The following is a 25,613-nucleotide window of genomic DNA, read 5'->3' as shown; positions in this document are numbered from 1 at the left end:
GCTCTCGCCCGTCTTGAGGAGGCGGACCGCTACTTAATGAGAATAGTTATAGAGGCCCGCATATTATTGACTCAAGGGCCTTTATGCTGCCAGTCAATAAAGGTTAGTCACGCGGATACGGCGCTCTGTCACTCAGGGGACATGGCGCAAGAACGGGGCGGGAACAACGGGCAGTATGGGTCAGGAGCGACGGGCCGCCGACCCCCAGTTGCTCGTCGGTGTGCGGGACAGAAACGGGTGTTCAGACATTCCCTCTATGTCCCGTTCCAACCGGCGCCCGAAAAGTCTGAACGCGCATTGATCCCCATCGAGATCCACCGGGCCTGTCACGCCGGAGGTCGCGGGTTCGAGCCCCGTCACTCCCGCCACTTTCCTTCCAGAGACGAGACATCAAGCGGTCGTGCCTGGTACGGGACGCCACCGCATGTCCGCGCGCAGCCACCACGTGCTCTGCGGGGTTGGACCGCTGCGTTGAGCGGCGCCGATGGGTGAACCGCGGCCGCCGCAGGGGCGGCGACCGGGTGACCGTCTTCGATATCCGCCCGCCCACAGCACAGCACAGCGCCCGGCCGCGATGCGGCCGAGCGTTGAAGCTTCCGTTGAACGGCGCTTGCCAGGATCAGGGGGTGCTGTCGGACGTCGAGCGGAAAGCCGCGCGGTCGATGTCGGCCACCCGCCGGGCGCGCGCCTCGACGGGCGCGGCGTCGGCCGGGCTCGCGACAGTGAAGAGCCGCAGCGCGTAGGCCTTGGCGGCAGCGACGACGGCACCCTGGCGCGCTTCCAGGAACCAGGCCGCCAGCATCAACGCGTTCACCACAGCGGCGATCGTCACGGCGGGCGCGGGCAGGGCGGCGGTCTCGGCCTGGCGAACGGCGATCAGCACCGATAGGGCCAGCATGGCGCCGGCGACTGCCAAGCCCACGAGGCGGATGGCGCAGGCGTGGCGGCGCATCTGGTAGAGCGTGTGGGCGCGCGTCACCCGGCCTGCCACCGGCGACGACGGGGCGCGGGCCTGCATCCAGGCGACGGCCTCCCGGTAGCTCTGGTCGGCGTGCAGCGGTCCGGCCGCCTCCACGGTGGCGGACGGCAGCGGCAGGCCACGCGACATCAGCGCCTGGTGCACGCGCGCCTTTGCGGCTGGCGGCAGCGTGGCGTCGCTGTGGCGCAGCAACACCACCGGCAGGCGATTGCCGAACTGACGGAAGATGGCCGAGTCGACGCCCGCGGCGAGCTGGCTGGCCAGAAGGCCGAGCAGAAAGGACGCGCCTGCGAAGAGCACAAGGCCGGCCGCGATGCCCGCCGGGTTGATCGCATGAGGGCTGAGGGCTGCAGCCGTCACCGCGGCCGGCAGAAGCGCGAGCGCGCCGACCGCCGACCGTTCCAGCACAGATCGAAGATGTGTCGCCGCATGGGCGGAAGCGGGACCGAATGCAGACATGACTGTCTCCGCAGGTTGCGCGATCAGAGCCGCACCGGCCTGGCCCGGCCGATCCAACGCTTTCGCTTTCGGCAATGTTATCTTGCATTGCACAAAATCAGAAGGCCAAAGCCTGGGCAGCCGCGGCGAACCGCGTGGGCACCGGCGATCCCGAAGGAGCGCTAAGGCGCCCGCAACCGCGACCGGAGACGTCCCCGCGCGGGCCAAGAGCGCCCGCGAGACGGCGGAAACGAAAAGGCCCGGCCGCCAATGGCGCCGGGCCTCGTCTCGACACATCGAGAGCCGTGTCAGAAGGGATAGCCGGTCCAGCCGGGGGTCAGGCCGAGGCGCTTCAGCACCCAGTTGCCCATGGCGTCCATGAAGCTCCAGCTATCCAGTTTCTCGCCGTGCTTCTTCAGGAGATCCCGGTGCTCCGCGCGCACCTCGCGCGGCCAGACCAGCATCTTCCGCCGATAATAGCGCAGGTAGAGGTTGCGCAGCCGGGCGAGTTCATCCGGCTCGAAGGCGTAGGGGCCGTGCCGGTCCATCATGATCAGCCAGTCGAAGAAGTGCAGACGGCGCTTGGCCATGGCGGTGGCGCTCACGGTCGCCGGATGCTCCCGCGTGATGGCCAGGATCTCGTGGCAGTAGGCGAAGTCGCACGAGCGCAGGACGCGCAGGCACATGTCGGTGTCGGCCCCGAACATGGTCTCGTCGAACGGCTTGACCGCGTCGAGGATCCGATCGCGGCGCACCAGAACGTGCGGGCCGTAGACGGTGCCCATGCGGGCGAAGTGCATGCGGATGGCCTTCCGGCCGGGATAGATGGACTGGACGGCGGGCCAGTCGAAATTGTCCTCGGTGCCGTTGAGAAGGCGACCGCATCCGACCAGCCCGACGCTCGGGTTGGCTTCGCCGAGCGCCACCATCTTCTCCACCGCGTCGGGCGTCATCAGGTCGTCCGCGCAGAGGATCCGAAGCCACTTGGCCTCGGGCGGCGCAAGGCCGATTACCCGGTTCCAGTTGGGCATGATCGGCACGGTGTGCGGCGACCGGGAGACGATGAGCGGGACCCGCCGGCCCTGGAATTCCTCCAGGATCTGGGCCGTGTCGTCGGTCGAGGCGTTGTCGCTGACGACGTGGACCAAGTTCTTGTAGGTCTGCGCCTGGACGCATTCCAGGGCATCCCGAATGAACTTGCCACCGTTATAGACCGGTGTGCAGATCGCCACGAGCGGTTCGTGAACTTGCATACTGAACAGACCTCGACCCCAGAAAGGCAGTCACAATGTATGGCAATATTTGAAGAAACCGTAACATCAGGAATTCACGGATTGCAATACTCATTGTGAATGAGGCAGGCCAGTAGAGACGAATTTTAATCAAATCGTCGATCTCAAGTTCAGCTGCGAACGCGTCATTCGCATGTCTCCATCCCGAAGTGGCAGGCTGTGAAGCGGTTTTTGCAGAGCAAGGGGCCAAGCTCTGCATGCCGTTAACTCTGTGACCGCAAAATCCTCGGGTGGTCGTGGTCCGTGTTGACTTGAGGGCGCAAGGTGTCGGGCATCGATGATTTTACACCCGGTCGGATAGGTTTTTGCCGCAGCGGATGTGGATTCGAAGGCACAGCAGGCGGGCAATCCGAGCCGGGATATGCTGCATGCAGTTCCGCCTTGGCACCAGTTCGAATACCTTAACGGAGGATTAATGTTGTATCCGCGTTTCAATCAGCTTTTCATATGAGGCAAGGCTCGTTCGCTTCGACGCAGCAAGGGCGGCTCTCCGGCAAAAGGCTGTCGATGCGGATCACCGCCCACCGGGGGCCTTGCGGTTTCGATCAGGAATTTGGCGGTCGACCGGCAGGCGCGGTCTGCGGGGCGACCTTGGTCCAGGACGATGGCGCACCCATTTCAAGGCGTGGCGTTCCGGACGACGGTGCGGAGTAGAGGCACATGAGGCTCGCATTCGACGCAGAGGTCTTCACCGAACGGGGAACGACCGTCGCCAACTTCGACTATGCGGCGGGCTGCGCACTCATCGGTGTCGAGCCGGTCATTCTTTGCGATCGGAACGGCGATCATGTCGCCGCCGCCCGCAAGCGCTTCGACTCCAAGTTCGAAGTCGTCGAGTACGATACGCGCGACGAGATCCGTCACCTCGTCCGCGATCTGAAGTGCGACATCTATTACAAGCTGAAGTTCAACTACACCGACCTACACGTGGTGCCGGGCATCAGCAACATGGTGCACTGCGCGTTCGACTTCGACCAGCCGCACGGCGACGTCTACGCCTACGTGTCCGAGTGGCTGAGCGACCACGTGTCGGGCGGGCGGCGGCCGTTCGTGCCGCATATCGTGGAACTGCCCGAACCGGACGGCGACTACCGGGCGGAGTGGGGCATCCCCGAGGACGCGCTGGTGGTCGGCCGCTACGGCGGCTACCGGCAGTTCGACATCGAGTTCGCGCGCGAGGCGGTCCGCCAGGCGGTGGACCTGCGGCCGGACATCTGGTTCGTGTTCGTGAACACGGAGCCCTTCTGCAACCATCCGCGGGTTCTCTATCGGCCGGCCATCGTGGATCCGGAAGCCAAGGCCCGCACCATCGCGACCTGCGATATCATGCTGCACGCGCGCAGCATCGGCGAAACCTTCGGCCTCTCCATCGCCGAGTTCGCCTATCTGAACCGGCCCTTCCTCTGCTGGGCCGGCGGTCGCGACCGCAACCACATCCGTCTCCAGTCGGACCGCAGCCTGGTCTACCGGGACGGCCAGGACCTCCTGCGCAAGCTCGAGCAGCTGCGCAAGGAAGACTGCGCCCGCGTCGGCGGGCCCTTGCGCGACTTCGAGACCCGGCACGTGATGCCGCGGTTCCGCGAGGTCTTCCTGTCGGGGAACAAGCCGTGGTCCACCGTGCCCTCCGGGCCGGTGCTGCAGCTGCGCCGCAAGGTCAAGAACTACTACCACGACAAGGGCGACCAGGTGGCGTTCCTGCAGCGCATCGCGGTGTTCTGACCGGCTGAACCTCCGGCGTCAGCTGCTTCCCATGGACCGCCAGCGGGCGTCGCCGCTGTCGCCCGCCGCCCGGCCGACGCCGAAAAGGCCGTCCGGCCGGAACACCAGCAGAAGCACGAGCCCGCCCATGACGGCAATGTCCCGCTGGTCGAGCGGCATCGTCGCCGCCCAGGCGACTTCCGCCACGCCGAGCAGCAGGCCGCCGGCGATGGCGCCCCGGACCGATCCGATCCCGCCGAGGAGTGCGGCCATCAGGGTCTTCAGGGTCAGCGTCAGCCAGGCGCCCGCACTGGCGTGGCCGTAGTGAAGCGCGTCCGCCGCCCCGGCAATGCCGGCAAGGAGCGCCGACAGCGCAAAGGCGATCGTCGCCGTGCGCTCCACGTCGGACCCGAGCAGGCGGGCCATCAGCGGATCGTCCGCTGCCGCGCGCCAGTCCCGGCCGAACCGGGAGCGGGTCATGAGGGCAACGAGCGCGACCAGCAGCACGCCGGCGAACAGCACCTCCAGCACCTGGAACACCGTGAGCGTCGCCCGGTAGCCGCCCGACGCGATCAGGATGGGTGTCGCCAGCATGGGCTGGATCCATCGCTCGCCGGTGCCGGCCACCAGCCGCACCGCTTCGCTCAAGGCAAGCGCAAGGCCGACGGTCGCGATGAGGAAGGCGCGCGGGCCGGCGTGGCGGAGCGGGCGGAACACGGCCGTGCCGATCACCGTGCCGAGGAGGGCGCCCTGGGCGCCCGCCACCAGAACCACGGCCGCGAGGGCCACCAGGGCCACCATCGGATCGGTGATGGTCCAGGCCCTGTCATAGACCGTCACCACCCCGACCGCCGCGAACGCGCCGGCGACGGCGATGCAGCCGAAGGCAAGGTTGATCCGGTTGAGGAGCCCGTGCACGAGCGCGAAGGCCGCCGCCAGCACCGCGTAGACGGCGGCGCGAGGGAGGGCGTTCAGGGCCTGCTGCAGGGCAAGGCCGGTTTCGGCCGTCACCGGCACCGGCAGCAGCGGTCGCTCGATCGCCCGGATGTCGAGCCGAGCAGCGCCTTCCGCCATGGCCTCCCGGTCACCGAGCCAGAACCGCCGGAGGACGAGCAGCCGGGCGCCGGAGAGGAGCGCCCCGTCATGCTCCACGGCGACGGGGGGTTGCCGGTCCGTGTCGAACAGACCGCCGCCGAAGGCGCAGCGGACCGTGCCGACACGCAACGACCGGTCCGACGCCGGATCCGCGATGGTGTAGTCCACCCGCACCGCATGGGGCGCGGATGGATCGGCGGTGACCGACCGGATGACGAGGGCGCCGGTCGGCTCCAGCGCCGGCACCACGGCGACGCAGAGGCGGGCCTGACCGTCGTCCAGTCCGTCGCAGCCGGTGAGGGCGAGCGCCAGGATGAGGCCCGCCAGAAGGCGGACAAACCACGTCGCCAGCCGCCGCAAGATCAGCCGCGGGCCTTCATCTGCCGGGCGATGAAGGGGGCGAAATAGGTGAGCACCCCATCGGCACCGGCGCGCTTGAAGGCGGCGAGGCTCTCCCACATGGCCCGTTCGCCGTCGATCCAGCCATTGGCGGCGGCCGCCTTGATCATCGCGTACTCGCCGGAGACCTGATAGGCGAAGGTCGGGACGGCAAACGTGTCCTTCAGGCGGCGGATCACATCGAGATAGGGCATGCCGGGCTTGACCATGATGCTGTCGGCGCCTTCGTTGAGGTCCAGTTCCGCCTCGCGGACCGCCTCGTCGATGTTGCCGAAATCCATCTGGTAGGTGCGCTTGTCGCCGCGCAGCGTCTTGTTGGTGCCGACCGCGTCGCGGAAGGGGCCGTAGAAGGCCGAGGCGTATTTCGCCGTGTAGGACATGATCTGCACGTGATGGTACCCGGCGCCGTCGAGGGCGCGCCGGATGGCCCCGACGCGGCCGTCCATCATGTCGGACGGCGCGATCACGTCCGAGCCGGCGGCGGCCTGGACGAGCGCAGCGCGGCACATCTGCGCGACGGTCTCGTCGTTGAGGATCTCCTCGCCGGCGAGCACGCCGTCATGGCCGTGGCTGGTGAAGGGGTCGAGGGCCACGTCGGTGATGAGGCCCACCTCCGGTGCCGCCGCCTTCATGGCGCGGGTCGCCCGGCAGACGAGGTTCTGCTCGTTCACCGCCTCGCTGCCCATGGTGTCGCGCAGGTCCGGGTCCGTGTAGGGGAAGATGGCGATGGCCGGGATGCCGAGGCGCGCGGCCTCCTCCGCCTGGGCGGCGGCGAGATCGATGGACAGGCGCTGCACCCCCGGCATGGACGGGACGTCGACGCGGACGTTCTCGCCGTCCACCACGAACACCGGCCAGATCAGGTCGTCCACCGTCAGCGTCGTCTCGCGCACCAGGCGACGGGACCAGTCCGCCCGTCGCAGCCGGCGCATGCGGCGGCCCTTGAGGATGTCGTCAAGGCCGCTCGTCTGAGGACGGCCTTCGTCGCCGCGATGGAACGTCATGGGTGGGGTCCCTGTCCTTGGGCTTGTGTCCTGGGGCTTGGGGTCCTCGGCCCGGCTTCTCGTCGTCGTCCGGTCCTGCCGCGATACCGCCGTTCGGCAGGATACTTAGCACGGCAAATGCCCTCGTCTCCACCGCGCGGGTTGGATCTCGACCCGTGGCCGGGCATAAAGGACCCGATCGGGGGTGGCATGTCGCCGCTTCATGGAGAGTGCCGATGGATCCGAGGACCGAAGATGCCTTGCCACGCGGGTCCGGTTTCGATGCGCGCCTTCTCCTGGTGATCTACGTGCGGGCCCTGTCGGCCATCTTCATCCTGTCGGGGCTGCAACGCTGGGGCGTGATCCTCGGACCGCTGGCGCCCGGGGGCGATTTCCTCGGCCTGCCCGGGCAGGTGATGGTGGCGACGGTCTTCTTCAGCGTGTTCGACCTCGTCGCCGCCGTCGGGCTCTGGCTGCTCGCCTCCTGGGGGACCGTCGTGTGGCTGATCTCGGCCCTCACCGAGGTGGTCCTCCACACGGTGTTCCGCGACACCTTCGGCCTGGACCTCACCCTCGTCGGCTTTCACGCCGCGACCGTCTTCATCTACGCGGCGCTTACGGCGCTTTACGAGCGTCTGAAACCGGATGTTTAGGATCACTGATGTAACACCGGTGCCAATACAACCCGCCAAGCGGTGTTTTTGCCGGTGCTGTTGACGATCTGTTGAGGTTAAGCACGGCGGTTTCCCGGTGTATCACTGGATGTACGGCTTTTAAAAGAATTTTCATCCTGCCATTTAAGCCGATTTTCAAAGCTGTCGGTCATGTTTGTTTGCAATGTGGGCGGAGATCCACGTCAAGAAACAGATTTCGACAGCGAGGCATAATGACTATGGCCAACGCCAAGCGCGCATACGATGTCTACTCGCCGACGGAAGAAGAGCTGGACCTCCAGCCGCTCTATCTGGAGGCGCTGCGGCTGGTCGAGCGGCTGCACCGCCGGCTGCTCGACGTGATCAAGGACGAGTTCGACCGCGCCGGCCGTACCGACGTCAACGCCGTCCAGGCCCTTCTGCTGTTCAACATCGGCGACAGCGAACTGACCGCGGGCGAGCTGCGCACCCGCGGCTACTATCTCGGCTCCAACGTGTCCTACAATCTGAAGAAGCTGGTGGAGATGGGCTACATCCACCACCAGCGCTCGCGGATGGACCGTCGGTCGGTGCGCGTCCGCCTGACCGAGAAGGGCCAGGAGGTGGCCGACATCGTCTCCAAGCTCTACGCCCGTCACATCAACTCGATCGAGACGGTCGGCGGCATCAACAAGGACGACTTCCGCACGCTGAACAAGTCGCTGCAGCGGCTGGAGCGGTTCTGGACGGACCAGATCCTCTACCGGCTTTGAAGGACAGGCGCGCCGGGCCGATGTTCGGCGCGCGCGGACGGACAGGATGACCCAAAGGGGCGGAGCGGCGGGGCGACCCGCGCCGCCCTTCGGTCGTTGTGGCGCGTCGTCCTCGTGGCGCGTCGATGGGCGGCGAACGGCCCGATCAGACCTTGCCCATCTCCATCTGCCGCCGACCCGGCCAACGGGGCACGAAGGCCGGCGTGCGGGCGGCCCACTCGGCATAGCCGGGCTTGGTCGCCGCCAGATGCGCGTCGAGAAGGCTGACGCCGGACACCTTCAGAAGCAGGATGGTGATGAGGCCCGGGCCGATCAACGCCCACCAGGCACCGGACGCCGCGACGGCGACGAGGCCGAGGCCCCACCAGAGCACGGTCTCGCCGAAGTAGTTCGGGTGCCGCGACCAGCGGAACAGCCCCTCGGTCATCAGCCGTCCGCGGTTCGCAGGGTTCGCCTTGAAGAGCCAGAGCTGGCGATCCGCCACCGCCTCGATCAGGAAGCCGGCAGCGAACAGCCCGACGCCGAGGGTGATCAGCGGCAGATTGATGGCGACGGCGTCGCCGAGGAGACCGGCGTGGACGGGCGCGGCCAGCACCCACTGGATCGACGCCTGGAGCCAGAAGAGGGTGAAGAGCGACCGCCACCACCAGTCCGGGCCGCCGTTCGCCCGCATGGCGGCGTAGCGCGCGTCCTCGCCGGTCATGTGACGGTGGCGCCAGATCATGTGGGCGGTCAGGCGCGCGGCCCAGAGCGTGACGAGGCCGGCGAGCACCAGGCCGGCGACCGAGGCCTCGCCGCGGAGCGCGATCGTCAGCCAGGCGATCAGGGCGAAGCCGACGCCCCAGAAGAAGTCGACGATGCCGGCGTCCCTTTTTTTGACATGAAGTGCCCATACCAAGGAAAAGAGTGTGATCACCGCCAGGAACGTCGTCGTGAGGACAGCGCCCTGATGCCAGCCGAGACCGGTGAACGGTATCATTTCGTTAGCCATTTTCGTGTCCACTTCGCCACCAGAATGGGACACCGGCTACGGCGAGACCGTCTCACCCGTTACGGCGCGCGTCCCTTGCGGAGGGATCGCCGAGCGTCGCAAACGCCCTCATGGGGTAGGCCGGCCGAGCCGGAACATCGTCAGACCGTCCGCCCGCGGACCCGGACTGTCCGGGCCATCGGAGGGGCGGGTATCGCGGGAGCACCTTGACAGTGACAGTACGTGGTCGGGCCCAGGGCGGATCAGACAAGCCGGCGATGGCGAGCCGGCGCGAGGTGTTGAAGGCGGGCGTTTTCGCCGGCGTTTCCCTCGGCGCCGTGGCGGCACAGGCGCAGGCGATGACGCCGATCCTGGCGAGCCAACTCGAGTGGACCGAGGGCTTCGACGCCTCGGCGCCGTCGCAGGCGCAAGTGCATTCCGCGCGGCCGACCTTGTCGGCCGAGACGGCGCTCTACACCGAGCAGGCGCTCGTGCGCTACATGGACATCGCCGCCCAGGGCGGCTGGGGCCTGGTGCCTGAAGGCCAGGTGCTGAAGATCGGCGTGCGCAGCCCGGCGGTCGGGGCGCTTCGTCAGCGGCTCGCCATCAGCGGCGACCTGATGGACGTGGGCGGCATGTCGGATTCGTTCGACAGCTTCGTGGACGGCGCCGTGCGGCGCTTTCAGCTCCGCCACGGGCTCCTGTCCGACGGCGTCGTCGCCAACGCCACGCTGAAACAGCTGAACACCCCGGTGGACTATCGGCTCCGCCAGCTGGAGACCAACCTCGTCCGCGTGCGCTCCATGTCGGGCTTTCTCGGCGACCGCTACGTGATGGTCAACATCCCGGGCGCGGAGATCGAGGCGGTGGAAGCGGACATCGTGCACTCCCGCCATCAGGCGGTGGTGGGCAAGATCGACCGCCAGACGCCGCTCCTCAATTCCAAGATCAACCTGATCAAGTTCAATCCGTTCTGGACGGTGCCGCGCAGCATCATCATCAAGGACCTGATCCCCAAGATGCAGACGGACTCCGGCTATCTCGACCGGCAGAAGATCCGCATCTATGACCAGCGCGGCAACCCGCTCGACTGGCGGACGATCAACTGGAACTCCGAAGAGGCGGCCGACTACCTGTTCCGCCAGGATCCGGGCGATCTGAACTCCATGGGCTCGGTGAAGATCGAGTTCCCGTCGCCGGAAGGCGTCTACATGCACGACACCCCGTCGAAGGGCCTCTTCGGCGAGAACGCCCGCTTCCATTCGTCGGGCTGCGTGCGCGTCCAGAACGTGCGCGAGTACGTCTACTGGATCCTGAAGAACACGCCGGAGTGGCCGCAGGACCGCATCGCCCAGGCGATGACCTCCGGCGAGCGCATCGACGCCCCGGTCACCGACCCGGTGCCGCTCTACTTCCAGTACGTGACGGCCTGGGCGAACTCGGACGGCATCGTCCAGTTCCGCGACGACATCTACCAGCGCGACGGCCTGAACGTCGCCTTCCAGTAAGGCCGGTTGCCTGCTGATGGTCGAGTGAGCCCGCCCGGCAGCTGCCGCGGCGGGCTTTTTCGTGCGCCGGACCGGCGGCCCCTTGGCGGACGGGCGGTTCTGGCCTCATGATCAAGGCGCATCGCCGGTCCTTCCCGCCCCCCTCTGGAGCTCTTGATGTCCCAGTCTCCGCCGCGGCGCGTTCTGTTCGAGATCACACAGCAGGGAGCCTACGCGAAGGTATCGGCCATCGACGAGGCGACGGGGCTCGAGGTGTCGGTGGTGGGGCCGGCGACAGCGGCGCAGCACGATCTGCGGCAGCTGGCGCTCCGCAAGCTGAACGCCCGCCTCGAAGGGGGGGAAAGAAGCCCTTCAGGCGCGCCAAGAAAACCTGAAACGACACCGTCCGGAGGGGGTGGTAGTCGTCTGGCGTGACGTTTTGCGCCGTCCGGTGCGTCGCCTCCCTTGTTGTGGCGTCTGTGGCCGGCGTGATATCGAGCAAGACCATCCAGTGTTGCTGCGCGCCGAGAAGAAGAACGATAGGCGCAGCCGGCCGGGCCCCCTGACGAACGGAAACAAGAAATGTCGAGCACGACCAACGCTGATCCGACGAGCTTCACCTCCGGCTTCTTCTCCCGTTCGCTTGCCGACAGCGATCCGGAGATCTTCGCCTCGGTGTCCAAGGAGCTTGGTCGCCAGCAGCACGAGATCGAACTGATTGCTTCTGAGAACATCGTGTCGCGCGCGGTGCTCGAGGCGCAGGGCTCGGTGCTGACCAACAAGTACGCCGAGGGTTATCCGGGCAAGCGCTACTACGGCGGCTGCCAGTTCGTGGACATCGCCGAGAACCTCGCCATCGAGCGCGCCTGCAAGCTGTTCGACTGCAAGTTCGCCAACGTGCAGCCGAATTCCGGCAGCCAGGCCAACCAGGCGGTCTTCCTCGCCCTCATCAAGCCGGGCGACACCATCCTCGGTCTCGATCTCGCCTCCGGCGGCCATCTGACCCACGGCGCCAAGCCGAACCTCTCCGGCAAGTGGTTCCACGCGGTCGCCTACGGCGTGCGCCCGCAGGACCACCGGATCGACATGGAGCAGGTCCGTGCGCTCGCCCACGAGCACAAGCCGAAGATCATCATCGCCGGCGGCTCGGCCTACAGCCGCGTCTGGGACTTTGCCGAGTTCCGCGCCATCGCCGATGAAGTCGGCGCCTACCTGATGGTCGACATGGCCCACTTCGCCGGCCTCGTCGCCGCGGGCCATCACCCGTCGCCGTTCCCGCACGCCCACGTGGCGACGTCCACCACCCACAAGACCCTCCGCGGCCCGCGCGGTGGCCTCGTCGTGACCAACGAGGAAGACATCGCCAAGAAGATCAACTCGGCCGTCTTCCCCGGCCTGCAGGGCGGTCCGCTCATGCACGTGATCGCCGGCAAGGCCGTGGCCTTCGGCGAGGCGCTGAAGCCGGAGTTCAAGCTCTACATCAAGAACGTGGTGGAGAACGCCCGAGCTCTTGCCGAAACGCTTCGTCGCGGCGGTGTGGACATCGTCTCCGGCGGCACCGACAACCACCTGATGCTCGTCGATCTGCGCCCCAAGGGCCTGACCGGCAAGGCGGTGGAGGCGGCGCTCGGCCGGGCCGACATCACCTGCAACAAGAACGGCGTGCCGTTCGACCCGGAGAAGCCGACCATCACCTCCGGCATCCGCCTCGGCACCCCGGCCGCCACCTCGCGCGGCTTCGGCATCGCCGAGTTCCAGGAAGTCGGTTCGATGATCCTCGCCATCCTGGATGGCCTGAAGGCGAACGGCGAAGAGGGCAACGGCGCCGTGGAGGCCGAAGTCAAGGCGCAGGTTCGCGCCCTGACCGACCGCTTCCCGATCTACGGCTGAGCCTGAACCCCGCCGATCGGCGGGACGTCGGCAAGACAAGAGCAGGCGTCGCTCCCGGAGCGGCGCCTGTTGCGATTCGGGGCAGGGAGCGTGGGGGACGGGGACACGCGGATGCGGTCGGCGTGGACGCGCCTGACCTGCGCAGTTGGTCTGTCTTTCCGCGAGGGGCCAACCTCCCCATAAAGAAGATCATATGCACTTCGGCAGCCGAGGTCAGACGGTGCGCATTGCGTTGATCACCGACATCCATGCCAATCGGGAGGCGCTCGACGCTGTGCTCGACGACATCGAGGCGGAGGGCGTGGATCGGATCGTGTGCCTGGGCGACATCGTCGGCTATGGCCCCGATCCGGTGGCGGCGGTGGACATCCTCGCCGGATTGGCGGAGCGCGGCGCCGTCGTGATCCGCGGCAACCACGACCACGCGGTGGATGCCGGCTGGCACGGCATGTCGGAGAACGCGGCGCGCGCCATGGACTGGACCGCCGCCCGGCTCGGACCGGCGGAGAAGACCTTCCTCGCCGACCTGCCGCTCGGCCACCGGGAGGGCGAGACCCTGTTCGTGCACGCGAGCGCCCACGCGCCCGAGACCTGGCCCTACGTGCTCGACGCCGCCGACGCGGCGGACAGCCTGGCGGCGACGGACGCCCGGCTGGTGTTCACCGGCCACACCCACGTACCGGTGCTGTTTCACACGCTGGTCGGGCCCACGGCGCCGGTTGCGGCGCGCATGGTCGGGTTCCGGCCGGAGCCGAACCGGCCGGTGGCCCTCTCGGCGATCCGGCGCTACCACGCGGTCATCGGTGCGGTCGGCCAGCCGCGCGACGGGGACAACAGGGCTTGCTGGGGTCTGTGGGACACTCGCGCGGAGGATCTCACCTGGCGGCGGGTCGCCTACGACGTCGACCTCACCATCGGCAAGATCCAGGCGGCCAGGCTGCCGGACCGCCTGTGGATCCGCCTTCTCTCGGGCGACTAGAGCGTTTCCAGGCGAAGTGGAAGCCGGTTCGCCGTCCGGAAATGCGGGAAATCAAGACGTTAGACCATTTCCGTGTTTCCAAGAAACACGGAAATGGTCTAAGGACGGTCGTCAGGTCCGCTTGGCGAGGAAGTCCACCACGGCCTTCTTGAACACCAGGTCGCCGACGGCGACCATGTGGTCCCGGTTGGGAATGTCCACCACGGTGGCGTTCGGGATGAGCTTGGCGAGGTCGTGCGCCCCGGCGGCGATCTTGTCGCGCGTGCCGACGGCGATCAGAACCGGCTGCAGGATGCGGCCGAGTTCCTCCTCCGAGACGGCCTGCCGGAAGCCGCGCATGCAGGCGGCGAGGGCCTTGCGGTCGCTCTTGGTCTGTTCGGCGAACTGGCGGAACGCCCGGCCGTTCGGGTCGGAGACCTCCGCAAGGGTCTGGGCCTCAAGGGCGGAGGCGATCACCTCCGGCGAGCCGCCGCCGGTCATCAGATTCTGCCCGACACCGCCGAGCACCAGGGACCGCACCCGATCCGGATGGCGGATGGTGAGCACGGCGGCGATGCGCGCACCCATGGAATAGCCCATCACGTCGGCCCGCTCGATCGACAGATGATCGAGCAGCGCCCGCGCGTCCTCCGCCATGGAGGTCAGGCGATACTCCTCCGGATCGTAGAACTTGGCGCTTTCCCCGTGGCCGCGGTTGTCGAAGATGATGACCCGCCGACCGGCCTTTACCAGCGTCTCCACCCACCCTGGATAGACCCAGTTGATCGTGCGGTTGGAGGCAAAGCCGTGGACGAGGAGGATGGGATCCCCGGAGCCCTCGTCCTGATAGACGAGCTCGTGGCCGTCGGAAAAGAAGTGCGGCATGAACGTCTCCAGGCGGGCGCCTTGTCCTCGATGGGCGCGACCATACGGCGTCAGCCCGCATGTGAAAACCCGTCTTGCCGGATCGACATTGTCGGCCGACCCGCGCGAGCCGCAACACGGCCCGTGGGGTCGTCTCGCGCGGCCGTGGTGATTTCGCCTGAGGACGAAGCGATCTAGAATGGCCAGTCTCTTGGGGGGAGCATGACGTCCGTGGCGCTGGTCCGCCGGTTCCGTTTCCTGGTCGCGCTCGCGGTCGCCGTCGGCCTTGTGGCGACCGCGGCGCCCATCGCCGTGCGCCTCAAGGTCGAGGCTGCCCGGCCGGCGGATCTCGCCCTGCCGACCGCGCGGCTGGTGGAGGATCGCACCGGCCGGCTGCTCCGCCCCTTCGTGGTGGAGAACGGCCTCTGGCGCCTGCCCGTCACCCGCGGCGACGTGGATCCCCTCTACCTCGCCATGCTGCGTGTCGCCGAGGACAACCGCTTCGACACCCATCGGGGCGTCGACGGACTGGCGCTCTTGCGTGCGGGATGGCAGCTCCTTACGTCCGGCCGGATCGTCTCCGGCGGCTCCACGCTCACCATGCAGGTGGTGCGGCTGGCGGAGCGGCGGCACACGCGCACGGTGCCGGGCAAGGTCGGCCAGATCGTCGGCGCGCTGGCGCTGGAGCGCGTGGCCGGCAAGGACGCTATCCTCGATGCCTACCTGACGCTCGCGCCCTTCGGCGGCAATCTGGAGGGCGTGCGCGCCGCCTCGCTCGCCTGGTTCGGCCATGAGCCGCGCCGGCTCGGGGCCGCCAAGGCGGCGCTCCTCGTCGCCCTGCCGCAGGCGCCGGAAGCCCGCCGGCCGGATCGCTTTCCAGACGCGGCGCGCGCGGCCCGCAACCGGGTGCTCGACAAGGCGGAGGCCGCAGGGCTGATCTCGGCGGCGAATGCGGCCGCGGCCCGGGCCGAGCCGGTGCCTTCCGTCCGGCGCGACTTTCCGCTGCTGGCGCCGCAGACCGCCGCCCGCGTGCTGCGGGAGACGCCCGACGCCCACGTGGTGCGCCTCACGCTCGACGGCACCCTGCAGGAGAAGCTGGAGCGGCTCGCCGCCGAGCGGGCCGAGGCCATCGGCGAGCGGGTGTCGGTGGCCGTCCTGGTGGCCGACATCGCCACCGGCGAGATCCTCGCCGACGTCGGCACCGCGGACCTCTTCGACCGCCGGCGCGACGGGTTCGTCGACATGACGCGGGCGGTCCGTTCGCCCGGCAGCACGCTGAAGCCCTTCATCTACGGGCTCGCCTTCGAGAGCGGCATGGCCCACCCGGAGACGCTGGTGGAGGACCGGCCGACCGCCTTCGGCAGCTACGACCCGAAGAATTTCGACAAGACCTTCCACGGCACCGTCACCGTCCGCCGGGCGCTGGAACTCTCCCTCAACGTCCCGGCCGTGCAGACCCTGGAGGCGGTGGGGCCGGCCCGGCTCGTCGCCCGCTTCAGGCGGGCCGGCGTGACGGCGCGGCTGCCGGACATGACGCCGGCCGGCCTTGCGGTGGGCCTCGGCGGCGTCGGCCTCACGCTGCGCGACCTGACGGCGCTCTACGCGGCGCTCGCGAACGGTGGTCGGCCGGTGCGGCTGGTGGAGCGCTGGGACGATCCCGGCGATCCGGCACCGGCCAAGCCCGTGCTCGACCCGCGCGCGGCCGCCTATGTGACCGACATCCTGGCCGGCACGCCGGGCGCCGCGCGGGGCGACGCGCGCGTCGCGCTGAAGACCGGCACCAGCTACGGCTACAGGGACGCCTGGGCCATGGGCTACGACGGACGGATCGTGGTGGGGGTCTGGGTCGGACGGCCGGACGGGGCGCCCATGCCGGGCCTGATGGGGGCCGATGTGGCGGTGCCCATCCTCGGCGACGTGTTCGTGCGGGCCGGCGGCGTCACGGCCCTGCCGCCGCCCCCGCCGGGCCTGCTCGCCGCCACCGGCGCCAGCCTGCCGCCGCCGCTCCGCCGCCTGCGCTCGCCGCGCGCGGAGGTATCGGCCCGCACGGCCGCCCCGGCGATCGCCTTCCCGCCGAACGGCGCGCGGGTGGATCTCGGCTTTGCGGCCGGCCAGCCGGCGCCGCTCACCGTCCAGGTCCGCAACGGCCGCGCGCCCTTCACCTGGTTCGCCGATGGGAAACCGGTGGGCCGCGAACCCTACGGCCGCGATTTCACGCTGACGCCGGCCGGCAAGGGCTATCTCACCGTCTCGGTGGTGGACGCGGACGGGCGGGCGGACCGGATCACGGTGTTCGTGGAATAGGTGGTTCGGCATTCCTGTACAACGGAACGGAAGCCGGGCTATCGTCTGGCATCCCTCAGCCTTGGATGACTGCCCATGCCCCTCCGTCTCTACGACCTCTGCGGCGCCGACGACCTGCGCTTCAGCCCGTACTGCACCCGCGCGAAGATGGCGCTCGCCCTCAAGGGCCTCGCCTACGAGACCGTCCCGGTGCCCTTCACGTCGATCTCCGCCATCGCGGACGGGTCCTACAAGACGGTTCCGGTGCTGGAGGACGGCGATCGGCGGGTGGTCGACAGCTTCGCCATCGCCCAGTACCTGGACGAGACCTATCCGGACCGGCCGCTGTTCGCGCCGGGCCCGGCCGGCATCGCGGCCGCCCGGTTCGTGGAGGGATCGCTGTTCGCCAGCCTCCACGCCGGCGCCATGCGGCTCGTCGCCAAACCGATCCACGACCGCCTGCTGCCGGTCGACCAGACCTATTTCCGCACCAGCCGGGAGGCCCGGCTCGGCCGCACGCTGGAGGAGGCCTATGCCGGCCACGAGGCCGACCTTGCGGCCTTCCGCAAGCTCCTGGCGCCGCTCCGCCACACCCTCGGCCATGCGCCCTGGTTCGGCGGCGACGCGCCGCTCTTCGTGGACGCGATCGTCTATGGCTCGCTCTACTGGCTGCACACGGTGAGCGACGCGGACTGGCTGGACGGCGAGCCGCTGATCGCCGACTGGTACGGCCGCGCCGGCGCGATCGCGACGCCCGCCGGCTGAGCCCGGAGCAGGGGTCCAGAAACAGCACCGCCGCCGGGCGAGGGAGCCCGACGGCGGCTTACGAACGCCCGGAGGTGTCAGCCAGGAAAGCCCGGGCGGCGTATCTGGAAAGGGCTCGCCCCGACCGGCCGAGGCCGGTTCGGGACGGTCTTGTCACGCGCCTTGGTTCACTCGGCCGCGACCGGCATCGCCGGCACGGTCACGCCCATGCGCTGGGCCACGCCCTCGCCGTAGCGCGGGTCGCACTTGGCGAAGTGGACCACCTGCCGCTCGATGATCTCCACCGGCACGCCCTGCATGGCGGCGGCGATGTTGTCCATCAGGCGCTCGCGCTGCTCGTCCGTCATCAGGCGGAAGAGGGCGCCCGGCTGGCTGTAGTCGTCGTTGCCGGCACGGTGGTCGTAGCGGTCCGCGTCGCCGGAGATCTTCAGCGGCGGCTCGCGATACTCGGGCGCCTGGCGCGGGCCGGAGAAGCTGTTCGGCTCGTAGTAGGCGTTCGGGTTCGGGTTGTTCGGGAAGAAGCGCATGGACCCGTCCTTGTGGTAGTGATGGACGGGGACCTTGGGCTGGTTCACCGGCAACGCCTCGTAGTGGGTGCCGATCCGATAGCGGTGGGCGTCCGCGTAGGAGAAGATGCGCGCCTGCAGCATCTTGTCCGGCGAGAAGCCGATGCCCGGGACGATGTTCGAGGGCGAGAAGGCGGCCTGCTCGATCTCGGCGAAATAGTTGTCCGGGTTGCGGTTCAGCTCCATCACGCCGACCGGGATCAGCGGATACTCGGCGTGCGGCCACACCTTGGTGAGGTCGAACGGGTTGTAGGAGGTCTTCTCGGCGTCGAGTTCCGGCATGATCTGCACGAACACGTCCCACTTGGGGAAGTCGCCGTTCTCGATCGCGTAGAACAGGTCCTCCTGGGTGGACTCGCGGGTGCGGCCCACCACCTCGGCGGCCTCCGCGTTGGTCCAGTGCTTGTGGCCCTGCTTGGTCTTGAAGTGGATCTTGAACCAGAAGCGTTCACCGGCGTCGTTGATGAACGCGAAGGTGTGCGAGCCGTAGCCGTTCACGTGCCGCACGCCGACCGGCAGGCCGCGGTCGGAGAACAGGATGGTGACCTGGTGCAGGCTCTCCGGGGAGAGCGACCAGAAGTCCCACATGGCGGTCGGCGAGCGCAGGTTGGTGCGCGGGTGACGCTTCTGCGTGTGGATGAAGTCGGGGAACTTCAGCGGGTCGCGGATGAAGAAGACCGGCGTGTTGTTGCCGACCACGTCCCAGTTGCCTTCCTCGGTGTAGAACTTCACCGAGAAGCCGCGCACGTCGCGCTCGGCATCCGCCGCGCCCTGCTCGCCGGCGACCGTGGAGAAGCGGACCACCAGATCGGTCTGCTTGCCGACCTCGGCGAAGATCTTGGCGCGGGTGTACTTGGAGATGTCGTTGGTCACCGTGAAGGTGCCGAACGCGCCCCAGCCCTTGGCGTGGACAACGCGCTCCGGAATGCGCTCGCGGTTCTGATGGGCGAGCTTCTCGATCAGCTGCCAGTCCTGCAACAGAAGCGGGCCGCGCGGGCCGGCGCTCCAGGAATTCTGGTTGTCGGCGATCGGCGCGCCGGCCGTCGTCGTCATGATCGGGCTGTCGGTCATGGTTCTTGGCTCCCCTCAGGTCCAGATCGGCTGGAACATGTCCGCTGCCGACGGGATCGACTCGTCGGCTGTGGCGGCACTGTGGGTCCGTTGGGCGATAAGGTCCAATTGCAAGTTCAGCTGACCGTGATAACCTTTTCCTATGAAGATCACCCTCCGCCAACTGCGGTATCTGGAAGCGCTTGCAACGGAACGGCATTTCGGGCGCGCCGCCGAACGATGCGCGGTCAGCCAGCCGGCCCTGTCCGCGCAGATCCGCGACCTTGAAGCCGCCCTGACCGTCACCCTGGTGGAGCGGACCAGTTCCGGCGCGCGGCTGACGCGCGTCGGCGAGGAGATCGTCGCCCGCGCGCGAAGCATCCTGACCGAGGTCGGCGACCTGGAGGCCTTCGCCCGCGCCCGCGGCGCCGCGCTCGCCGGGCCGCTGCGGCTCGGCGTCATTCCGTCGATCGCGCCCTTCCTGCTGCCGACGCTGCTGCCGCGGGCCGCGGCCCGCTTTCCCGACCTGCAACTGGAGATCCGCGAGACCGTCACCGCGACCCTTGTGGAGGAGCTGGCGGCCGGGGACCTGGATCTGGTCGTGGCAAGCGTGCCGCTCGGCCATCCGGCGCTGACGGAGCTGGCGCTGTTCGACGACGCCTTCGTGCTGGCCGCGCCGCGCCGCGGGCCGTTCGCGCTCGCCGGGATCGCCAGCGCGGCGGACATTCCCGCTGACGCGCTGCTCCTCCTGGAGGACGGCCATTGCCTGCGCGACCAGACCCTCGCGGTCTGCGGCGCCATCGACGCCCGCCGGCTGCGGTCGAGCGGCGTCACCAGCCTGACCACCATCCTGCAACTGGTGGCGGCGGGGCAGGGGCTGACGCTGCTGCCCGACCTCTTCCTCGCCACCGTCCCGTTCGACGCCGACAACATCCGCCTGACCCGTTTCGGCGACCAGGAACCCCGCCGCACCGTCGGCCTCGCCTGGCGCCGCACCAACCCCCTCGCCGAGGAATTCCGTCGCTTCGGCGACCTCGTCCGCGCCTGCGCCCCGGGTGTGGAGGGGGATTAGGCGGGGAAGGTGCGGATGGCACGGTTGATGGCCCTCATACGCCAACCCCGTCATGGTCCGCGCCGGCGGACCATCCACGCATTGGCGAGTGGGGGAATGCGTGGATGGTCTGCCTGAAGCAGACCATGACGATTGCGGCAAAGGGCGGTCGGCGCGTCGGGTCCGCCGATCCCGCCCTTGCCGGCCTTTCGCCCGAAAGCTATAAGCCGCGCGACGCCGAGCCCTCGGCCGACCCGTTTTATGCGGCGCCGCTCCGATGGGGCCGCGCCCGACCCTCCAGGAGTTCCCATGGCGATCGAACGCACCTTCTCGATGATCAAGCCTGACGCGACCCGTCGCAACCTGACCGGCGCCATCACGGCGAAGCTGGAGGAGGCGGGCCTTCGGGTGATCGCGTCCAAGCGGGTGTGGATGTCGCGCCGGCAGGCGGAAGGCTTCTACGCGGTCCACAAGGGCCGCCCCTTCTTCGACGAGCTCTGCGAGTTCATGTCCTCCGCGCCGACCATCGTGCAGGTGCTGGAAGGCGAGAACGCCATCGCCAAGAACCGCGAAGTGATGGGCGCCACCAACCCGGCCAACGCGGCCGAGGGCACCATCCGCAAGGAATTCGCGCTCTCCATCGGCGAGAACTCGGTGCACGGCTCCGACGCCCCGGAGACCGCCGCCGAAGAGATCCGCTACTGGTTCTCCGAGACCGAGATCGTCGGCTGATCCGATCGGCTGTTCGACGCGCCTCGAACCCGCGGGCCTCCACCCGCGGGTTTTTCTTTGCGCACAGCCCGCCGGATCCGCGACGCTAGATAAGAGATGGTGCCACTGGACGATCCGGTGGAGGAGGATACCGTCTAAGAAACCGCCGAACGAAAAGCCGCGGCAGCCGGCGCCGAACGCCTGGGCGCGGGACCACCGGATGGCTTTCCGCACCATGCGTCATGGGGCGATCCTGTGATTGCGACACACCATGGCTCGACCAAAAAGCCGGGTGCCGACCAGGAGGCAGAGCCGGCCTATTGAGCAAACGGATCCTCAATCGATTTTGATAAAAATACCTACTAGCTGCACCTCGAAAGCAAGGTAGGACATCTACGTAAATTGTCACAATTCACAAGGGCATTAAGTGGTTTATTAGGACGTCGCCGGCGAAAAACGGTCTCGCCAGACCTTGGAGGGACCCATGCGCCTGACCATCAAAACTTCGCTGATCGCCTGCTTCTCCTTCATCATCGTCACCACCGCCGCACTCGGTATCGTGGCCATCAACGGGGCGAGCGCTCTTCGCGCGAACACGACGGAGATCGCCACCAACTGGTTGCCGAGCGTCCGCATCGTCAACGTGATCAACACCCTCACGTCCGACTACCGGATCGCCGAGGGCAGCCACATCATGTCCACGACCGAACCCGAGATGGCCAAGGCCGAGACGGAGATCCGCGCCGCCGCCCGCGCGATCGAGGATGCCCGCGCCACCTACGAGACCCTGATCAGCTCCGACGAGGAGCGTGCGCTCTACAAGGTCTTTGCGGAACACTGGGCCTCCTACCTCGACCAGAGCGCCAAGCTGCTCGATCTCTCGCGGGCGAACCGCAACGAGGAGTCCGCGGCGCAGTACAAGACGGTCATGCGGCCGGCCTTCGACGAGGCCTCGGCCACCCTGACCAAGCTCATCGCCCTCAACGACAGAGGCGCCGATGCGGCCTACAACGACGCCACCGCGACCGCGGCGTCGACGACTGTCGCCATCTGGGGTGCGGCGATCGTGTCGGTTCTCATTGTCCTGTCGGGGCTCTTCTACGTCATCTTCGTCGTCACCCGGCCGTTGAAGACCATCACGGACGAGATGAGCAGCGTTGCCGGCGGCGCGCTGGACAGCAAGATCCCGTTTGCCCAGCGTCACGACGAGATCGGCGCGATCGCCCGCACCCTGGAGAGCTTCCGCGACGGCCTCGTGGAGCAGGCGCGCATGCGCGCCGCCCAGTCCGCCGCCGCCGAGGCGGAAGCGCGCCGGATGGCCGACGAACTCGCGGCCGTGAAGGTGTTCGAGGCCAATCTCACCCGCCTCGCCGACGGCTTCGTCAAGGCCTCCACCGAGGTGGCCGACGCGGCCCGCAACCTCTCGGCCACCGCCGAGGAGACCAGCCGGCAGGCCCAGTCCGTGGCTGGTGCAGCCGAGGAGACCGCCACCAACGTGCAGACCGTCGCCGCCGGCGCGGAGGAACTCAGCCTTTCCATCCGGGAGATCACCGGGCAGGTGGCCCGCTCGGCCAGCATAGCCACCGCCGCCGCCGAGGACGCGGGCCGCACCAGCGAAAACATCCGCTCCCTGTCGTCGGCCGCCCAGCAGATCGGCGAGGTGGTGGAGCTGATCAGCAACATCGCCGCGCAGACCAACCTCCTCGCCCTCAACGCCACGATCGAGGCGGCGCGGGCCGGCGAGGCGGGCAAGGGCTTCGCGGTGGTCGCTTCCGAGGTGAAGCAGCTGGCGACCCAAACCGGCAAGGCGACCGAGGAGATCGGCCGCAAGGTGTCGGAGATCCAAAGCGCCACTCACGTGACGGTCGAGAGCATCAACCGGATCGTCGAGACGGTGGGGACCATCCGCGAGGTGACGGCGGCCATCGCCAGCGCCGTGGAAGAGCAGGGCGCGGCCACCGGCGAGATCGCCAACAACACCCAGCGGGCGGCCGCCGGCACCTCGGACGTGACAGTCACCATCGCGGGCGTCGGCACCTCGGCGGAGCACACCGGCGCGGCCTCCACCCAGCTGATGAGCCTGTCGCGCGGTCTCCAGGAGCAGAGCGACCTCCTGAAGCAGGAACTCGCCGGCTTCGTCAATCGCAACAAGGCGGCCTGACCCGATCGTTGCGGCCGGCGATCTCCCGCGCCGGCCCATGCCCCGGCTCCGTTCCCGTCGTCACCCGCCGCTCTATGCGACGGAGTGCTTGACGGAGCGGGGCCGACCGGCATCTTTGGCCGGTCGAGACACCCGCCCGCCAAGGATGCCAGCCCGTATGAACGCCCCCGTCCTGCCCGTCATCCGCCACTCGGCCTGCCCGCACGACTGCCCGTCCACCTGCGCGCTCGACGTGGAGGTTCTGGACGGCCGGACCATCGGGCGGATCCGCGGGTCCGTGGACAACGACTACACCGCCGGGGTGATCTGCGCGAAGGTCGCCCGCTATTCCGAGCGCATCCACCACGCCGACCGGCTGACGAAGCCGCTGCTGCGGGCCGGCCCGAAGGGCTCCGGCCAGTTCCGCGAGATCGGCTGGGCGGAGGCGCTCGACCGCATCGCCGAAGCCTTCATCGCGGCGGAGACCCGGCACGGGGCCGAGGCGGTGTGGCCCTATTTCTACGCCGGCACCATGGGCCTCGTGCAGCGCGACGGCATCAACCGCCTCCGCCATGTGAAGAAATACGCGCGGATGTTCGACACCATCTGCGTCAACCCGGCCTGGACCGGCTGGATCGCCGGCACCGGCCGGCTCGCAGGTCCCGATCCGCGCGAGATGGCGCTCGCCGACTGCGTGGTGATCTGGGGCACCAACGCGGTCGCCACCCAGGTCAACGTGATGACCCACGCGGTGCGGGCGCGAAAGACGCGCGGCGCGACCCTCGTTGCCGTCGACGTCTACGAGACGGAGACCATCCGGCAGGCCGACATGGGCCTCGTCATCCGCCCGGGCACGGACGCGGCGCTCGCCTGCGCCGTCATGCACGTAGCCTTCCGCGACGGCTATGCCGACCGGGACTACATGGCCCGCTACAGCGACGTTCCGGACGACCTTGAAGCGCACCTGATGTCGCGCGGCCCCGCCTGGGCCGCGGGCATCACGGGTCTCTCCGAGGAGACGATCGAGGCCTTCGCCAAGCTGGTCGGCACCACGAAGAAGACCTTCTTTCGACTCGGCTACGGCTTCACCCGCACGCGGAACGGCACCGTCTCCATGCACGCGGCGTCGTCGATCGCCACGGTGCTCGGGTCCTGGCAGCACGAGGGTGGCGGCGCCTTCCACAACAACGGCGCCATCTACCGGCTGAACAAGATGATGATCGAGGGCCTGGACGCCCTCGACCATTCCACCCGCCAGCTCGACCAGTCGCGCATCGGCGCCATCCTGACCGGGGAGCCGGATGCGCTCGACGGCGGCGGGCCGGTGACCGCCATGCTGATCCAGAACACCAACCCGATGTCGGTCTGCCCGGAGCAGGACAAGGTGCGCGCCGGCTTTGCCCGCGAGGATCTGTTCGTGGCCGTGCACGAGCAGTTCATGACCGACACCGCCCGCATGGCCGACATCGTGCTGCCGGCGACTATGTTCCTGGAGCACGACGACATCTACAAGGGCGGCGGGCACCAGTACATGCTGTTCGGGCCGAAGCTGATCGACCCGCCCGGGGAGGCGCGGGAGAACCACCACGTGCACGTCGAGCTGGCGCGCCGCCTCGGTGCGGAGCACCGCGGCTTTGAGATGACCCCGCGCGAGCACGTGGACTGGATGCTCACGCACTCCGGCTGGGGCTCGCTGGCGGAGCTTGAGGCCAACCGCTGGATCAACGCCCAGCCGGATTTCCGCGCCGCCCACTTCCTGGACGGCTTCGGCTACCCGGACGGCAAGTTCCGCTTCAAGCCGGACTGGACGCGGGTGAAGGCCTCCAACATGGGGCCGATGGGACCGTGGGAGGGCATGCCGGCGCTGCCGGACTATTGGCCGGTGACCGAGGAGGCCGACGCGGACCACCCGTTCCGCCTCGTCACGGCGCCGGCGCGGTCCTTCCTCAACTCGACCTTCGTGGAGACGCCCGGATCGGTTCGCAAGGAAGGCCGACCGACCGTGAAGATCCGCGCGGACGACGCGGCGCGCCTCGGCATTGCCGACGGCGACGCGGTGGTGATCGGCAACGGGCGCGGCACCGTGGGTTCGACGGCGGAGATTTTCGACGGCCTGCAGCCGGGCGTCGCCGTCGCCGAGGGCATCTGGCCGAACTCCGCGCACCCGGGCGGGCGCGGCATCAACACCCTGATCGGCGCGGACCAGGTGGCACCCTACGGCGGCGCCGCCTTCCACGACTGCAAGGTCTGGATCCGCAAGGCCTGAGCGGGCAGGCGGTGCCGGCGCGAGGCGCCGGCTCGTTCACTTGCCGGAGCGGCGGACCGTCTTGATGGCGGCCGGCGGGATGCCCGACTGGGCGGCAATCTGCCGGTCCTGCTCCTCGAGCAGGTCGCGGGCGGGGGCATCGCCGTCGAGGCCGCCGAGGAGGTCGGCGGGGACACGCCGGTTTGAGCGCTGGGTGCCGTCGTCGTAGATCACGTCGAACAGCACGAAATCGGTCTTGCGGGTCGGCTTCTTGGCCATGGGGCACCTGTCGGCCGTGGGCAGAGGACGCGGCCGCTTGGCGGCCGCCCGAGCCCGGGCGCTTG

At 68.5% G+C, this 25,613-nt stretch carries 21 protein-coding genes and 1 pseudogene; 13 read left to right on the top strand and 9 right to left on the bottom strand.

Annotated features, from left to right (window positions below; all coding sequences use genetic code 11):
* Positions 1-619: 619 nt before the first annotated feature.
* Together BUQ68_RS03605 and BUQ68_RS03600 are read right to left on the bottom strand one after the other, a co-directional pair.
* Complete coding sequence (locus BUQ68_RS03605; protein WP_139315142.1) at positions 620-1,438, bottom strand: hypothetical protein; 819 nt, start codon at positions 1,436-1,438, stop codon at positions 620-622.
* Between the two features lie 287 nt (positions 1,439-1,725).
* Positions 1,726-2,670, bottom strand: coding sequence for a glycosyltransferase family 2 protein (locus tag BUQ68_RS03600; protein ID WP_083656241.1), 945 nt, complete (start codon positions 2,668-2,670; stop codon positions 1,726-1,728).
* A gap of 699 nt (positions 2,671-3,369) precedes the next feature.
* Between BUQ68_RS03600 and BUQ68_RS03595 the strand changes: the two genes are divergently transcribed.
* Positions 3,370-4,428, top strand: a complete 1,059-nt coding sequence (locus BUQ68_RS03595; RefSeq protein WP_075214566.1) for a glycosyltransferase family protein — start codon at positions 3,370-3,372, stop codon at positions 4,426-4,428.
* 18 nt (positions 4,429-4,446) lie between these two features.
* Here BUQ68_RS03595 and BUQ68_RS03590 read toward each other — a convergent pair whose 3' ends face one another.
* Complete coding sequence (locus BUQ68_RS03590) at positions 4,447-5,862, bottom strand: branched-chain amino acid ABC transporter permease (protein WP_075214565.1); 1,416 nt, start codon at positions 5,860-5,862, stop codon at positions 4,447-4,449.
* A gap of 2 nt (positions 5,863-5,864) precedes the next feature.
* Positions 5,865-6,905, bottom strand: coding sequence for a porphobilinogen synthase (hemB, locus tag BUQ68_RS03585; protein ID WP_075214564.1), 1,041 nt, complete (start codon positions 6,903-6,905; stop codon positions 5,865-5,867).
* 215 nt (positions 6,906-7,120) lie between these two features.
* On the opposite strand from hemB, the gene BUQ68_RS03580 reads away from it, so the two are divergent.
* Together BUQ68_RS03580 and ldtR are read left to right on the top strand one after the other, a co-directional pair.
* Complete coding sequence (locus BUQ68_RS03580; protein ID WP_075214563.1) at positions 7,121-7,537, top strand: DUF6163 family protein; 417 nt, start codon at positions 7,121-7,123, stop codon at positions 7,535-7,537.
* Between the two features lie 239 nt (positions 7,538-7,776).
* Positions 7,777-8,289 (top strand): transcriptional regulator LdtR, encoded by a 513-nt coding sequence (gene ldtR, locus BUQ68_RS03575; RefSeq protein WP_075214562.1) that lies wholly within the window; start codon positions 7,777-7,779, stop codon positions 8,287-8,289.
* A gap of 145 nt (positions 8,290-8,434) precedes the next feature.
* Here the strand turns inward: ldtR and BUQ68_RS03570 are convergent, their stop codons facing one another.
* Entirely contained in the window at positions 8,435-9,280 is an 846-nt protein-coding gene (locus BUQ68_RS03570; RefSeq protein WP_210215580.1) for a DUF1295 domain-containing protein, read from the bottom strand.
* Positions 9,281-9,537: 257 nt separating this feature from the next.
* Between BUQ68_RS03570 and BUQ68_RS03565 the strand changes: the two genes are divergently transcribed.
* The 4 genes from BUQ68_RS03565 (at position 9,538) to BUQ68_RS03550 (ending at position 13,615) form a co-directional block, all read left to right on the top strand.
* Entirely contained in the window at positions 9,538-10,767 is a 1,230-nt protein-coding gene (locus BUQ68_RS03565) for a L,D-transpeptidase family protein (protein ID WP_075214560.1), read from the top strand.
* Between the two features lie 156 nt (positions 10,768-10,923).
* Positions 10,924-11,181, top strand: coding sequence for a DUF6898 family protein (locus tag BUQ68_RS24515; RefSeq protein WP_075214559.1), 258 nt, complete (start codon positions 10,924-10,926; stop codon positions 11,179-11,181).
* Between the two features lie 147 nt (positions 11,182-11,328).
* Entirely contained in the window at positions 11,329-12,636 is a 1,308-nt protein-coding gene (glyA, locus tag BUQ68_RS03555) for a serine hydroxymethyltransferase (protein WP_075214558.1), read from the top strand.
* A gap of 220 nt (positions 12,637-12,856) precedes the next feature.
* The gene (locus BUQ68_RS03550; RefSeq protein WP_075214771.1) at positions 12,857-13,615 is read left to right on the top strand and encodes a metallophosphoesterase family protein; all 759 of its coding nucleotides are present in this window, start codon (positions 12,857-12,859) and stop codon (positions 13,613-13,615) included.
* A gap of 111 nt (positions 13,616-13,726) precedes the next feature.
* Here the strand turns inward: BUQ68_RS03550 and BUQ68_RS03545 are convergent, their stop codons facing one another.
* Entirely contained in the window at positions 13,727-14,479 is a 753-nt protein-coding gene (locus BUQ68_RS03545; RefSeq protein WP_075214557.1) for an alpha/beta fold hydrolase, read from the bottom strand.
* 201 nt (positions 14,480-14,680) lie between these two features.
* On the opposite strand from BUQ68_RS03545, the gene pbpC reads away from it, so the two are divergent.
* Both pbpC and BUQ68_RS03535 read left to right on the top strand, forming a co-directional pair.
* The gene (pbpC, locus tag BUQ68_RS03540; RefSeq protein WP_075214556.1) at positions 14,681-16,762 is read left to right on the top strand and encodes a penicillin-binding protein 1C; all 2,082 of its coding nucleotides are present in this window, start codon (positions 14,681-14,683) and stop codon (positions 16,760-16,762) included.
* 75 nt (positions 16,763-16,837) lie between these two features.
* Complete coding sequence (locus BUQ68_RS03535) at positions 16,838-17,506, top strand: glutathione S-transferase N-terminal domain-containing protein (RefSeq protein WP_075214555.1); 669 nt, start codon at positions 16,838-16,840, stop codon at positions 17,504-17,506.
* A 167-nt stretch (positions 17,507-17,673) separates the two neighbouring features.
* Here BUQ68_RS03535 and BUQ68_RS03530 read toward each other — a convergent pair whose 3' ends face one another.
* The gene (locus BUQ68_RS03530; RefSeq protein WP_075214554.1) at positions 17,674-19,143 is read right to left on the bottom strand and encodes a catalase; all 1,470 of its coding nucleotides are present in this window, start codon (positions 19,141-19,143) and stop codon (positions 17,674-17,676) included.
* Positions 19,144-19,285: 142 nt separating this feature from the next.
* On the opposite strand from BUQ68_RS03530, the gene BUQ68_RS03525 reads away from it, so the two are divergent.
* Together BUQ68_RS03525 and ndk are read left to right on the top strand one after the other, a co-directional pair.
* Positions 19,286-20,194, top strand: a complete 909-nt coding sequence (locus tag BUQ68_RS03525) for a hydrogen peroxide-inducible genes activator (protein WP_075214553.1) — start codon at positions 19,286-19,288, stop codon at positions 20,192-20,194.
* 288 nt (positions 20,195-20,482) lie between these two features.
* Entirely contained in the window at positions 20,483-20,905 is a 423-nt protein-coding gene (ndk, locus tag BUQ68_RS03520) for a nucleoside-diphosphate kinase (RefSeq protein ID WP_075214552.1), read from the top strand.
* Between the two features lie 69 nt (positions 20,906-20,974).
* On the opposite strand, the pseudogene BUQ68_RS23195 reads toward ndk, so the two are convergent.
* Positions 20,975-21,121: pseudogene (locus BUQ68_RS23195) on the bottom strand (DUF2243 domain-containing protein); the annotation flags it as partial.
* A gap of 247 nt (positions 21,122-21,368) precedes the next feature.
* Between BUQ68_RS23195 and BUQ68_RS03510 the strand changes: the two are divergent.
* On the top strand, positions 21,369-23,045 hold the full coding sequence (locus tag BUQ68_RS03510; protein ID WP_075214551.1) for a methyl-accepting chemotaxis protein: 1,677 nt from the start codon (positions 21,369-21,371) through the stop codon (positions 23,043-23,045).
* A 157-nt stretch (positions 23,046-23,202) separates the two neighbouring features.
* Entirely contained in the window at positions 23,203-25,290 is a 2,088-nt protein-coding gene (locus BUQ68_RS03505) for a molybdopterin oxidoreductase family protein (protein ID WP_075214550.1), read from the top strand.
* Between the two features lie 36 nt (positions 25,291-25,326).
* Here BUQ68_RS03505 and BUQ68_RS03500 read toward each other — a convergent pair whose 3' ends face one another.
* The gene (locus BUQ68_RS03500; protein ID WP_075214549.1) at positions 25,327-25,548 is read right to left on the bottom strand and encodes a hypothetical protein; all 222 of its coding nucleotides are present in this window, start codon (positions 25,546-25,548) and stop codon (positions 25,327-25,329) included.
* Between the last annotated feature and the right edge of the window lie 65 nt (positions 25,549-25,613).

The sequence above is a fragment of the Mongoliimonas terrestris genome, assembly GCF_001927285.1.
In the GTDB taxonomy this organism is placed as follows: Bacteria; Pseudomonadota; Alphaproteobacteria; order Rhizobiales; family Pleomorphomonadaceae; genus Chthonobacter; species Chthonobacter terrestris.
Note: the sequence above shows the minus strand (reverse complement) of the source record. Positions and strands in the feature narration are given on the sequence as shown.